Origin of the sequence: uncultured Microbulbifer sp. (assembly GCF_913055755.1) — a bacterium.
Lineage (GTDB): Bacteria > Pseudomonadota > Gammaproteobacteria > Pseudomonadales > Cellvibrionaceae > Microbulbifer.
Map to the genome: position 1 here is coordinate 1 of NZ_CAJXKH010000005.1, position 12,021 is coordinate 12,021.

Consider the following 12,021-nt stretch of genomic DNA (forward strand, 5'->3'; position numbering starts at 1 on the left):
GCAGCGGGAATGGACTTACCCAAGGCCGGCCTGCGCACCCCAGGCACAGTACCGAGAATACTGCGCCCCAGCGCCAGCAGCGCCCCCGTATTGCCCGAAGTCACCATAGCCTGGCACTCACCATCGGACACCGACTGCAGAGCGCGCGCCATGGAGGATTCGCGCATGCGACGCAAGGCGTGAACGGGATTACATTGCTGAGTAACAACCTGCTCGCAGTGGACCACGCTCATGCGCTCGCGGATTGCGGGAGGCTCTTTGACCAGAAGGGATTGTAGCTGGGAGCGCGGGCCGAAAATTTTCAGCTCGACTTGAGGGTATCGGACAAGAAATCTGGAGCAGGCCGGAACGACAGAGCGGGGACCTAAGTCCCCGCCCATCGCATCCACGGCCAATCGTAATTGGCTGGACAAAGCTTACTCTTCTTCGGAAGAGTCGCCGCCAACTTCCACGACCTTGCGACCACGGTAGAAACCGTCTTTGGTCACATGGTGACGGTGGTGCTTCTCACCGGTGGTCGGATCTACGGACAGAGTCGGTCCGCTCAGGGCATCGTGAGAACGACGCATGCCACGACGAGAACGGGTTTTCTTGTTCTGCTGAACAGCCATTTGGTGCTCCTAAACATAACTAACAGTTAACACCGGAACCGGGGCGCCTACCGGCGAGCCCAAACCCTTCAAACAGCCTCAAGACTTGTTTGACGAACCCTTCAACTGTTCCAGTACTTTAAAGGGGTTTTCCTGTTGCTCATCCGCTTCGGCTTCCGCTTCCCCGTGGTGGAACTTGTCCCGCGAGACGCATTCTTCCTGGTGAAACGCTACCATCGGCAGATTGAGCAAAATCTCATCCTCCAACACCTGATACAGATCCAGCTCATCGCCATCCTGTATCACCGGGTCCAGAGATTTGGGCAGATTCTTGCCCTGCTCTTCAGACCACACAAAGCCCCAGCTGAACTCCGCTTCGATGTGCTCGGTCACCGGCTTGAGGCAACGCTGGCATAGCAGCTCGACCTCCAGCTGCAGCTGGCCATCGGCCATCTGGTTGCGCTGAAGGTCGCGACCAAACGCGAGTTCGGCCTGAACCTCACCGACTACCGATTCAACTGATGATGCCAGCCGCGGCAGAGAATCCAACGGCACGGTACCGCTCAGTTGCTGCTCGCGCTGCACCAGCTTTCTTGCATCTATGCGGCGCGGGAGCGCAGTTTTCACGGGGGGTGTCGACATAAGCGCGCAATTCTATGGACTCACCTGAGCCTTGTCAAAACAATTCCACCGGCGCAACATCGTCCCGGAAAACCGGGGTGCCACACCCCCTCCCCGAAACCGGAAGCGAGCCCGATCTACCCGATGCGCAACCTGATTCTAGCCTCCAGCTCCAGCTACCGCCGCGCCCTCCTGGAGCGCCTGACAGTCCCCTTCGAATGCGCCGCACCTCATATAAATGAAGAAGCATTGCCCGGAGAGGATGCGGAAGCCCTGGCCCGGCGGCTGGCGACAGAGAAAGCCGCGGCACTGCGCAAGCAGTTTCCCGACAGCCTGATCATTGGCTCCGACCAGGTCGCGGAGTGCGACGGCAGGCTGCTGGGCAAACCCGGCAGCGCCGCAAAGGCGAGGGAACAACTGCAATTCTGCGCCGGCAAAGCTGTGCACTTCCACACCGGGCTCAGCATTTATGACACCAAAACCGGCTTCCAGGTCACTGAATGCGAGCGATACTCGGTCTACTTTCGCGCGCTCTCGAACCGGGAAATCGCCCGCTATATCGAGCTCGACAATCCGCTGGACTGTGCAGGTTCGTTTAAAGCGGAGGGCCTTGGGATTGCTCTATTCGAAAAAATGGAAGGATCCGACCCAAATATCCTGATTGGGCTCCCACTAATTCGACTTATTTCCATGCTGGCCCAATTCGACATCAGCCCACTCGACCCGTCGCAATCCTGAACCAGCAGGCAGAACACCACACCACTGACGCCTTTCACACCCTCGCATCCGTCATGCAACGAGAGGCGGCCACTCCAGCAACTCGGAGAAGTGATCGATAATCTTGTGTGGGCGACAGGCGTGCAGTCGCTCTCGACTGTGCACACCGTAACTGACGCCGATACTCGCCATCTGCGCTGCGGCCGCCATATTGAGATCGTACTCCGTATCCCCCACCATCACAGACTCCGCCAGCGGACAACCGGTCTCCGCCAGGATTTCGGTCAACATGCGCGGATCGGGTTTGGATGCGGTCTCGTCTGCGCAGCGACTGACCGCGAACAGATGGCGAAGGCCGTGCTCCTCAAACTCGCGCTCGAGCCCGCGGCGACTCTTGCCCGTCGCTACCGCAAGCTGATGCCCCGCCCCGAGCAGCTTGTCCAGCGTACCCAGCACACCATCAAACAGCGGCAACGGCTCCGCGCGGGCGGCGAGCCACTCCTCGGAGTAGAAATCCCGCAGGTGTTGGCGCTGCTCGCTGTTTGCCTCGGGAAACAGGGTCGCCACGGCTTCCGGCAGTCCGAGCCCAATGATGTTGCCAATCGCCTCGGGGGCAAGCACCGGCAACCCCACCCGCTCGGATGCGCGCTGCATGCACGCGATGATGCGCGACTCCGAATTACAAACCGTGCCGTCCCAGTCCAGTATCACCAGCATCTATATCACTCCCGACTATAAACAGACCCAGGGACCAACTCGCGCGCGGACTAAAGCGCACGCAGGCGCTGCAGCACCGACTCAAGCTCCCCCGGCAGCGGTGCCTTGACCGCTACGGCGCGGCCATCCGGCAGCGTACAGCGCACCTCTGCCGAATGCAGAAACAGGCGCTTCAACCCCTTCTCCTTAAAACTGGCATTCACGTCATCCGGGGTGTACTTGCTGTCGCCGGCCAGGGGGCAGCCCACAAATTGCGCGTGCACCCGAATCTGGTGCGTGCGCCCGGTGATCGGCTCCGCCGCTACCAGGGTCGCCCCGGGGAAGCGCTCCACTACCTGGAAGCGCGTACGCGAAGGCTTGCCCTCACCATCCACGGTGACAATGCGTTCTCCGCTTTTCAGGGTATTCTTGCGCAGCGGGGCCTCCACCAGCTTCTGCGCCCGCGGCCACTTGCCACTGGCCAGCGCGAGGTAGGACTTGCCCATACGCCCCGCCCGCAACTCTGACTGCACATGCAGCAGCACCGAGCGCTTGCGCGCCACCAATATCGCGCCACTGGTATCGCGGTCAAGGCGATGCACCAGCTCGATAAAGGGACTCTTGGGATACATCTGTCGCAGCGCCTCGATCAGCCCAAGGCGCACACCGCTGCCGCCGTGCACCGCCAATCCGGCGGGCTTGTTGACCACCATCAGGCCGCCTTCATCAAACAGTATGGCATCCTCGAGCACACGGCGGAGCTGCTCGCCGGCGACCGGCAAGTCCGGAGCCTCGGAGACCCGAATCGGCGGCACGCGCACCTGATCGCCGCCGCGCAGGCGGTATTCGGCCTTCACCCGCCCCTTGTTGACCCGCACCTCACCCTTGCGCAGGATCCGGTAAATACGCGAACGGGGCACGCCTTTGAGCCGGGCCTGCAGAAAATTGTCGATTCTCTGACCAGCCAGTTCTTCAGGCACGGTAAGGAACTGCACCCCGGAGCTGGTCCCACCGCCGGATTCAGCAGCGGGAGCGACCTGGGGAGAGCGCGACTTGGACGATTTATTGGGGGGGTTACTTCGCATGGGGCGCATGATAGCGACACCGACAGAGCAATTGAAGCGCATTTCGTTGCTGCGGACTATTCGCACGTGATATATTCGGCCGGCCTGTATTGGGGCTGGTTTTCGGCGGTGCACGGTTTTTCTGCTATATAAAAAACCTCAGGTGCCGTTCTCGAGAAAATACCGCCAATCGGCAGGTGCGCGGAATGGCCGCGTCATCCACAAAACTCTGTCGGCGAGACCAGATCAGAGGCATTGCACGCTGAGGGCAAATCCCCGCGGCAGCCCAAAAGATCCCTCTCGCCGACCTAACCCCGCAAGGCGGGAATTTTGCGAAGGTAAGACGGGCTGAAGCCCGCAGCGCTTGAAACAGACTCGAATAGTTACACCCCACTCTGCGAATTTGCCGCCAGCGACCGCACTGGCCCCGGGAAACAAGCGCCAAAGGCGCCCCGGTAACAAGACACACACTGGCCCAGCCACGAGCCGGCCCCAGAGTGATGAGAGGTGTAACCCATGCCACCCAGAAATCCCGGTGGCAGTCAGGTCCACAGCCGGCAAGCCGGCAATGTAAAGACCCGACAGGAAAAGAATGCCGCAACCAGAATTCGGCATTTGGAGTTACAGCAGCGGTACATGCCGGCAGTGCCAGCCATCCAGTGGCTGAATATTCTGCGGCAAGACCCCTGCGCCACCGATGACTACCAAGTCTCGGTCGCAATTACGACAAGCCTGCGAGCTTCAGCGACGCCCTACCCTTCGCGCAACGCAAGGAAAAGACGATCGCATGAAGAGAATGCTCATCAATGCAACCCAGCCGGAAGAGCTGCGTGTTGCGCTGGTCGATGGCCAATGGCTGTACGACCTCGATATCGAAAATCGCACACGCGAGCAGAAAAAAGCCAATATCTACAAGGGCAAGATCACCCGCGTAGAACCCTCCCTCGAAGCCGCATTCGTTGACTATGGTGCCGAGCGCCACGGCTTCCTGCCCCTGAAAGAAATTTCCCGGGAATACTTCCTCAAGCAGCCCAAAGAGCTCGAAGGTCGCATCAAGATCAAGGATGTGGTCAAGGAAGGTATGGAAGTCATCGTGCAGGTCGATAAAGAAGAGCGCGGCAACAAAGGCGCCGCTCTCACCACCTTTATCAGCCTCGCCGGTCGCTACCTGGTGCTGATGCCAAACAACCCCCGCGCCGGCGGCATCTCCCGTCGCATCGAAGGCGACGAGCGCAGCCAGCTGCGCGATGCGCTGTCTGGGGTAGAAGTGCCCTCCGGCATGGGCATCATCGTGCGCACCGCCGGCGTTGGCCGCAGCGGTGAAGAACTGCAGTGGGACCTCAACTACCTGCTGCAGCTGTGGACCGCGATCAAGAAAGAAGCCGACGACTCAAAAGCGCCCCACTTCCTGTTCCAGGAAAGCAACGTCATCATCCGCGCTATCCGCGACTACATGCGCGACGACATTGGTGAAGTCATCGTCGACGACCAGGGCGCCTACCAGCTGGCGGCAGAGTTTGCCCGCCAGGTGATGCCGAACTACGCCAACAAGGTGAAGTACTACGAAGACGCCATCCCGCTCTTCAACCGTTACCAGATCGAAAGCCAGATCGAAACCGCATTCGAGCGCGAAGTGAAGCTGCCTTCCGGCGGCTCCATCGTCATCGACGTAACCGAGGCCCTGATTTCCATCGATATCAACTCCTCCCGCGCCACCAAGGGTGGTGACATCGAGGAGACTGCCCGCAACATCAACCTGGAAGCGGCCGACGAGATCGCCCGCCAGCTGCGCCTGCGCGACATGGGCGGCCTGGTGGTCATCGACTTTATCGACATGCAGAACAAGTCCAACCAGCGCGAAGTGGAAAAGCGCATGGAAAAGGCACTTGGCATGGACCGCGCCCGGGTACAGGTCGGCCGCATTTCCCGCTTCGGCCTGCTGGAAATGTCCCGTCAGCGCCTGCGTCCGTCACTCGGCGAAACCACATTCCGCGTATGCCCGCGCTGTAGCGGCCAGGGCACCATTCGCGGCACCAAATCCCTGGCGCTGTCCATCCTGCGCTTGGTGGAAGAGGAAGCCAAGAAAGAGCGCAGCGCCGAAATCCGGGCAATCACCCCGGTCAACGTGGCCACATACCTGCTGAATGAAAAGCGCAAGGCAATTTCCAATATCGAGTCCCGCAACAACACCCGTGTGGTGATTGTGCCCAACGCCGACCTGGAAACGCCGCACTTTGAAGTTCAGCGCCTGCGTGACGACGATTCCGCCACCCTGGAAACTTCCTACAAGATTTCCGGCAGCATTATCGATGAGACCGCAGCAGACAAAGAAGAAGAGCCATTGCGCGCGCCTTCCCAGCCTGCGGTCCAGCAAATCGCACACACCGCACCGGCCCCGACCCCGGTGGCCAAGCCCAAACAGGCCAGCAAGACTGCGGAAAAACCCAAACCGGGCCTGTTCAGCAAACTGATCAGCGCCATCGCCGCCCTGTTCGGCGGTGAAGACGAGAAGTCCGGCAAGAAACACAAGAAAACCAAGGGCCGCGGCAAGGACTACCAGCAGCGCAATCGCAGCCAGCGTGGCGGCCGTGGTCGCGGTCGCAACAACCGCAACCGCCGCGATGACCAGCGTCAGGAGCGCAAGGAAGGCAAACGTTCCGAGAAGCGCCAGGAAGAAACTGCAGCCGCAGACACCTCCGAGCGCCGCCAGGACAGCCAGCGCGACCAGCAGCGCGAAGGCCAGCGTCGCAGCCGTCGCCGTCGCGGCGGTGACCGCCGCGAGCGCCAGCAGGCGACCGCGCAGGAAGTCGAGACCAATAACACCGCGGTAGCGGAAACCCGGGAAGAATCCGAGAGCGAACAGCAGCGTCCCGCTCGCCGCCCCAGCAATGTGCGTGGCCGCCCGCAGCCTCGTCGTCGCGGCCGCCGCGGCGGTAGCGAAGCCGAGAGCGAATCCGGTGCCGATCGCGAACAGACCCGCGAAATGAACCGCGAGGTCTCGGAAGCGATTGACGAGCAGGAACGGGAATCCAAGCGCCGCGCGGAAAAACCTGCCGCAGCGCCTCAGCGCAAGCAGGAAACCGCCGAGGAAGCCAAACCGGCTCAGCCGTCAACTGAAAAGGCCGCCGCTGAAAAAGCCCCGGCCAAGCCGGTTGCCGCTGAACAGGCAGAGGCTCCAACGGAGGATCCCTGGGCGAAAGCAAGCGTAGCTTCCGACACCGCGCAAGCGGCGGAAAAGCCGGCAGCCGATAAGGCCTCGGCCGAAGAAGCCGAGAAGCCCGAGGAAGCGGTGCAAAAAGCTGCAGCGCCCGCCCAGCAACCGGCACAAGCGCAAGCGGAACCCGCGCCCGCTGCGGAAGCCAAAGTGGCTGCCGCAAGCGAGGAGCCCAAGCCACAGGCAGAAGCAGAGGCAGCAGCGGAACAGCCTGCGGAAGAGGCACCTCAGAAAGCTGCTCAAGAGGAAAGCGCTGAGGTCGAAGTGGCTGCGGAAGCGGAGCCGCAAGCTCCGGCTGCCGAAGCCCAGGCTGCTCCGGTAGCGGAAAAAGCGGAAGTAGCCACGGCCGAAGAGGCCGCAGCAGAAACCGCCGAGCCCGCAGCGAAGGCAGTGGTAGCCAGCGAACCTGGCCAACCGACCCGCGCCAGTAACGACCCGCGTATCAACCCGCGCCCGCTGGAAAGCCTGGAGATCGTCACCGAGCGGCGCTCGCTTGGTGAATTGCGCCCGCTGGACACCGCCCAGCCCGCAGCCATCGAGCACTCTCCGCGCGCCCTGCAGCGCCCGGCCAACGACCCGCGCGTAGCCCGCGGCGACAAGGCCGAAGCCGCGGAAAACGACGCCGACTCAGCCGCCGCCGGCTGATAACGCGCGGGCTATGTTCACTGGGTTAGCTGTTTAAAAATGCAGCTAACCCATTGAACTAGCTAAAAAATTTTTCCGTGCCCTTGTACCGGGCAAACAGCCCGGTATAATGCGCCGGACAAATTGGTGGGGTGGCTGAGTGGTCGAAAGCGGCGGTCTTGAAAACCGTTGACTGTAACAGGTCCCAGGGTTCGAATCCCTGCCCCACCGCCATTATTTGAAAGCTAGAGTTCATGCGGCCTGCAGAGGACTCGGAATCAAAAATGTTACCCAGCTTGTTACCCTGTTAGCAAGCAAAAAAAGGGGCGACTCGAAGTCTGACAAAACGTCATTCTCCGGGCCGCCCCTTTTTCATTTGTGCTTACCGCAACCGGAAGCCGTAGTCCTTCGCGTAGCGCTGGATCATCTGCGCAAACGCCCGGCCATTGCCTCGAGCCAGACCCACAGCCGCACGGCGTACCTCTGCCGCTCCTGTGGCGTTACTGGTCGCCGCCTCCAGAACCTTGTCGATGTCGTAGCCTGGTAAGTGGTGAGACATAAGTCCTTCCAGTTCATCCATTCCACGGTCTACGGCATCGTTCAGCATCTCCACTGTATCGCGGGTGCTGCAGCCCGCCTTCAGGGAGAGCGCCTCGATTGCTTCCGGGTCATCTTCCCAGCAGCGCTCGAGAGCCTCGGCCCCGACCAGAGTCTCAGCCAGTTGTAACTGCCCGTGCAACTGCTGGCTTTCCTGACGCTCCTCTGCGTCGTCTTCTGTCTCCTCTCCATCATTGGAGTAGAAGCCCTCTCCATCGACCAGACCCGCTGTCTTAGCGTCTCCAAGCCTCATGGTGGTGCCTGCAATCTCGATGATGGTGTCGTCATCCATACTGGATTGGAGACGTCCATAGGAGTCATACAGCGCGCCTGTGGGGGTGGCGTATTGCTCCTGCTTGCGCTTCTCTGCGTACTGGCGGTCAATCTCGGCGTGGGACGCTGCGAGGCTCTGGGTAGCGGCCCATTGCTGCGCCTCGGCTTCTGAGGAGAACTCCGGGTCCTTATCGAAGTAAGAGTCGAGCTGCGCCTGCATTTCTGCCAGTTCGTCGTGCATGCTCATAGGGGTGTGATTGCTCATGAATTATTTACCTGTGTGGTGTGTGCGTGGTGATAAGTGGTGTGGGGTCTATTCGCTTAGGTCAGCTCCCAGCCGGTCCATTAGCCTCGCCTGGAATTCCAGTTCCTTGCAGTAAGCTTTCAGGGCTTCGTGGATAACGTGCTTCCCTGTGTCTCTCTCGCCTGGGAAGCGGTTGCGATATGCCTTGGTCGTGCGCTTCAGTAGCTTCGTGCTCACGTCGAAGGAGGCTGTGTGCTTTCGCACATTCTTATCCTGTAGGGAATACGGAACGGGAGAAACAATCTCAGACAGCCTCGGGCCGCCTGTCGCTGGCTTTGCGTTCTTCCAGGCGTCTGACTTCGCGCTGCCCTGGCGTCGACTCTGCGCCTTCTGAGAGCGGCTCACAGGGCCACTCCGATTAGACAGAGGAGGAGAAAAAGACCATTAATAACGGCCTCGATTTGTTCGGGGGTTGTGGTGTGCATGGTGTGTACCTGGTTGTGTGTCGGGTGGGCCTTGGTTTACCGGATGATTCCGGCGTGCTGTGCGTCGGTGACAAGACGCTCGAAGACGATGGAGCGGGAGACAGCCGGGCGGTTTCGCTCGCTGGCTATTTCTTTTCCGTATCGGTCGAAGGCATCCAGGACTGAGCCAGTGACACGGATGTGTACTTCTCGGGTGTTGCTCCGGGTCTGACGCTGGGGTTTGTGGTTCATGGTTGGGGGTGCTCAATTGCATTGGGAGTAGTAAACGAAACAAAAGCCCCGGGTTGGGGCTAAATGCATGACGGTCCAGAACAAGAAGCGAGCGCTTCCGATTCGCCGGTAACAGGCTAGGTAATTTCCTGTTACCTATAGGTCGGGTAATGGGATCAATAAGAGAAATTTTTAAAGATGATTTACGCGCCAACCGCCAGCGGCTATCATCCCGCGCCTACCCGCAACGGGCAGACAGAAAAACACTTTAAAAAGAGAGCGAAAATGAATAAACAAATTGATGTGACAACCCTTTTCAAGGACGCAATTAGCAGCGAGTGCGAATTGTCAGACTTCACCGAACTTGCTCCAGGCGCGGCGTCACGCTGGGTCCTCTCAGCGTCTCAACCCGCAAACGCCGTCGAGCGCTGTGACGCTTTCGGTCAGACCTTCTGGGGTCTTTCCGCTTATCCTGAATTGATACAGGTAGACGCGGTGTGACGCTGCGTCTACTTACAGACTACCGGGGGTTTCTCTCTTTTCCCTCGGTAGTCTCTACGTCACAACTGTCTCCACTTCGCTTCGCTCTCTTCTCTTCCTCTTCTTCAATCAACCAACGAACGTTTTTAAGCGGTCGGCCCAGTGCCTTCGCGATCTGTCCGGGTGTCAGGCCTGCGGACAGGCCGCGCTGTACCCATTCACTGAAGTGGTAGCGCTGCGCTTGGTGATAAGGGGTGTCTGTCTCTAGCCTGCTGTCATTGCTGGGGGTGGCCATGGGGTCGGTCCTCGGGTGTACATGTGCTAAGGGTCGGGTGTACAGCCTGTACATGTACGGTGTGTACGGCGGGTATGTACGGGGGTATGTACGGGGAGTGGGTGTCGGGTGACGATGCGTTTTGCTATTTCTGATAGGTCGGGGTTACGTTCCTCGGCGTTCATGCACTTCACTGCGAAGTAGTCGAGGGACTTCGCGAACTCGTCGGTGATTTGAGACATGGTCTTCTGGACAGTCTTGCTCTTGTCCTTCTTCACCGCCTTCGCCATGTTCCGCGCAATGGTGTCCCAGCCTTTCTGGTCGTGCTCCTGCAGCGCTTCCAGTTTCGCGTCGAAGTCTTCCGGCAGACCCTCATCCATATCGTCGTCAATGACGGGGAGATCTTGGAGCCAGGGCGGGGTTTCGTCTTTAGAGGTCGTAGTTTCGACGTCGGGAGCTTTGGGTGGACTTTGGGTGCCTTGGGACTGGCGGTTTTCCGCAACTTGCGCTTTTCCGCCGCTACTCACCACCGAGTTCACAGTGTCCTTGCCGACGCCTATCTCTCTTGCGATCTCACGGTTTGACATACCGCTCTCCGAAAGCACCGCAATGCGAATGTTGCGACGCTCCTTCAGATACTCACGCAGTTCCTTGGTCGCCAGCTCCAGCGTCCGCTTGGGGATCTGCGTGAATGCGTGTAGACGGTCGATGTTCAGCGCATACCCATCACAAAAGTACTCGCGACTATTCTCCATGTCACAGAGCAGGAACCCGACGTACTGCGTCGTGTCCTCGCGGTTCAGGGTTTTCTTGCCGTGGACGTTGGCCGCATAGGCGAACAGCTTGGCCTGCTCTTCAGTCATGTCCCGGTGAATCCGAGCCATCGTGGTACGACGCCCCAGCGCCTTGTAAGCCGTGGTGCGGTGGTAGCCGTCGGCCAGGATCCACTCCTCTTCTCCGGTTTCAGCGTTGGGGAGCCGCTACGCTAGCCCGCTTCACGTTCACCAGACGCAGACCCCGAACCTCTCCGGCGTCCAGGTAGAACTGTTCATACTGGCGCAGCGTCTCCTCAGGTTGGCCGGGGAAGTGCGCCAGCATCTCGAAGGAGAAGGACTTCTCACCGTGCTCATCGAAGGCCGCTTGTAGCGCTGGATTGTGGTGAGACCCGCTGCGCAACTTGTTGAAGTTGTCGATCCGGCGGCGTGACGGGGCCATTGTGGTTGAGCCGATATAAGCGAGACCAGCGATCTCGCACTTCATCAGGTAGACGTAGCGGTCAACTTCGTTACCAAACCGCTTGGCGGTCTGTCTTGCGGCTGCGGCCTTACCTTTGGGGGTCGAGTAGTAGCGCTTGGTCTGCTCTGAGACACACTGCTTACACATGACGGCGCTGACGTAGTGCTGTGAGTTGGCACCGTGTCGGCGGCAGGTGGCGGCGAAGAACTTGCGTCCGGATTGGCGGGCTTCGGCGGCGAGTTGGGTTTTGGTTTTCATGGGGTGACCTTAGGTTGGTGTGTTGGATTATTCCTAAAGGTCGGGTTAATTATTTTATGAGAGTTTGTTTACAGCAGGGGCCGACACACAGACGCGTGGCCAGGCCTGTGGCACGTCATAACCCCAAAATAAAAGGCCGACCCAGCGCCACCAAACGATGACACCGGGTCGGCCTTAAGCACACACAACCCATAACAGTAGGGAGGAAGACACCAGAGCGCCGGGTGGACGCCTGGTTGACCTCCTGAGACTGAGCGAAAGGCTGTAGTCCTTCGCTGGCTCTCATCTCTTCCTATCAATCCCTACCAATACAGCGGTGGTCACTGCTCTGTGTCTGCCCCTGTCGGGGTTCATCACAGAGTCTTACGTCTAGCTGTACTGGGTATGGTTATTACCTGTAAGGGATAGGAGGAAGGGAGGAGCACAGGCCTACACCCC

Annotated in this window: 11 protein-coding genes, 1 tRNA gene and 1 pseudogene; 5 read left to right on the forward strand and 8 right to left on the reverse strand. The window is 59.7% G+C overall.

Going from position 1 to position 12,021, the window contains the following annotated elements:
- From QZ511_RS02010 to QZ511_RS02020, 3 genes and pseudogenes are all read right to left on the reverse strand, one after another.
- Nucleotides 1-389, reverse strand: a pseudogene (locus QZ511_RS02010) (phosphate acyltransferase); the annotation flags it as partial.
- Nucleotides 390-416: 27 nt separating this feature from the next.
- On the reverse strand, nt 417-611 hold the full coding sequence (gene rpmF / locus QZ511_RS02015; RefSeq protein ID WP_295798199.1) for a 50S ribosomal protein L32: 195 nt from the start codon (nt 609-611) through the stop codon (nt 417-419).
- A gap of 78 nt (nt 612-689) precedes the next feature.
- Nucleotides 690-1,175, reverse strand: a complete 486-nt coding sequence (locus tag QZ511_RS02020; protein ID WP_295798204.1) for a YceD family protein — start codon at nt 1,173-1,175, stop codon at nt 690-692.
- On the opposite strand from QZ511_RS02020, the gene QZ511_RS02025 reads away from it, so the two are divergent.
- Nucleotides 1,158-1,949, forward strand: coding sequence for a Maf family protein (locus QZ511_RS02025; RefSeq protein ID WP_366935615.1), 792 nt, complete (start codon nt 1,158-1,160; stop codon nt 1,947-1,949). The genes QZ511_RS02020 and QZ511_RS02025 overlap by 18 nt on opposite strands.
- Nucleotides 1,950-2,000: 51 nt before the next feature.
- On the opposite strand, the gene QZ511_RS02030 is transcribed toward QZ511_RS02025, so the two are convergent.
- The gene (locus QZ511_RS02030; RefSeq protein WP_295798207.1) at nt 2,001-2,645 is read right to left on the reverse strand and encodes an HAD-IA family hydrolase; all 645 of its coding nucleotides are present in this window, start codon (nt 2,643-2,645) and stop codon (nt 2,001-2,003) included.
- Nucleotides 2,646-2,695: 50 nt separating this feature from the next.
- The gene (rluC, locus tag QZ511_RS02035) at nt 2,696-3,709 is read right to left on the reverse strand and encodes a 23S rRNA pseudouridine(955/2504/2580) synthase RluC (protein WP_295798211.1); all 1,014 of its coding nucleotides are present in this window, start codon (nt 3,707-3,709) and stop codon (nt 2,696-2,698) included.
- Between the two features lie 766 nt (nt 3,710-4,475).
- On the opposite strand from rluC, the gene rne reads away from it, so the two are divergent.
- The gene (gene rne, locus QZ511_RS02040; protein WP_295798212.1) at nt 4,476-7,547 is read left to right on the forward strand and encodes a ribonuclease E; all 3,072 of its coding nucleotides are present in this window, start codon (nt 4,476-4,478) and stop codon (nt 7,545-7,547) included.
- 125 nt (nt 7,548-7,672) lie between these two features.
- Nucleotides 7,673-7,760: transfer RNA gene (locus tag QZ511_RS02045), tRNA-Ser, on the forward strand.
- Nucleotides 7,761-7,908: 148 nt separating this feature from the next.
- Here the strand turns inward: QZ511_RS02045 and QZ511_RS02050 are convergent.
- The gene (locus QZ511_RS02050; protein WP_295798215.1) at nt 7,909-8,661 is read right to left on the reverse strand and encodes a hypothetical protein; all 753 of its coding nucleotides are present in this window, start codon (nt 8,659-8,661) and stop codon (nt 7,909-7,911) included.
- 467 nt (nt 8,662-9,128) lie between these two features.
- Between QZ511_RS02050 and QZ511_RS02055 the strand changes: the two genes are divergently transcribed.
- Complete coding sequence (locus tag QZ511_RS02055; RefSeq protein ID WP_295798217.1) at nt 9,129-9,290, forward strand: hypothetical protein; 162 nt, start codon at nt 9,129-9,131, stop codon at nt 9,288-9,290.
- A 243-nt stretch (nt 9,291-9,533) separates the two neighbouring features.
- The gene (locus tag QZ511_RS02060; RefSeq protein ID WP_295798219.1) at nt 9,534-9,836 is read left to right on the forward strand and encodes a hypothetical protein; all 303 of its coding nucleotides are present in this window, start codon (nt 9,534-9,536) and stop codon (nt 9,834-9,836) included.
- A gap of 300 nt (nt 9,837-10,136) precedes the next feature.
- Here the strand turns inward: QZ511_RS02060 and QZ511_RS02065 are convergent, their stop codons facing one another.
- Together QZ511_RS02065 and QZ511_RS02070 are read right to left on the reverse strand one after the other, a co-directional pair.
- Nucleotides 10,137-10,952: a helix-turn-helix domain-containing protein gene (locus QZ511_RS02065; RefSeq protein ID WP_295798221.1), complete on the reverse strand. Its 816-nt coding sequence runs from the start codon at nt 10,950-10,952 to the stop codon at nt 10,137-10,139.
- A gap of 100 nt (nt 10,953-11,052) precedes the next feature.
- The gene (locus QZ511_RS02070) at nt 11,053-11,583 is read right to left on the reverse strand and encodes a GIY-YIG nuclease family protein (RefSeq protein WP_295798224.1); all 531 of its coding nucleotides are present in this window, start codon (nt 11,581-11,583) and stop codon (nt 11,053-11,055) included.
- Nucleotides 11,584-12,021 lie beyond the last annotated feature (438 nt).

Coding starts and splice junctions, on each gene's coding strand:
- rluC (WP_295798211.1), bottom strand. CDS start 3,709: ATGCGAAGTAACCCCCCCAATAAATCGTCCAAGTCGCGCTCTCCCCAG.
- rne (WP_295798212.1), top strand. CDS start 4,476: ATGAAGAGAATGCTCATCAATGCAACCCAGCCGGAAGAGCTGCGTGTT.
- QZ511_RS02070 (WP_295798224.1), bottom strand. CDS start 11,583: ATGAAAACCAAAACCCAACTCGCCGCCGAAGCCCGCCAATCCGGACGC.
- QZ511_RS02060 (WP_295798219.1), top strand. CDS start 9,534: ATGATTTACGCGCCAACCGCCAGCGGCTATCATCCCGCGCCTACCCGC.
- rpmF (WP_295798199.1), bottom strand. CDS start 611: ATGGCTGTTCAGCAGAACAAGAAAACCCGTTCTCGTCGTGGCATGCGT.
- QZ511_RS02030 (WP_295798207.1), bottom strand. CDS start 2,645: ATGCTGGTGATACTGGACTGGGACGGCACGGTTTGTAATTCGGAGTCG.
- QZ511_RS02065 (WP_295798221.1), bottom strand. CDS start 10,952: ATGACTGAAGAGCAGGCCAAGCTGTTCGCCTATGCGGCCAACGTCCAC.
- QZ511_RS02050 (WP_295798215.1), bottom strand. CDS start 8,661: ATGAGCAATCACACCCCTATGAGCATGCACGACGAACTGGCAGAAATG.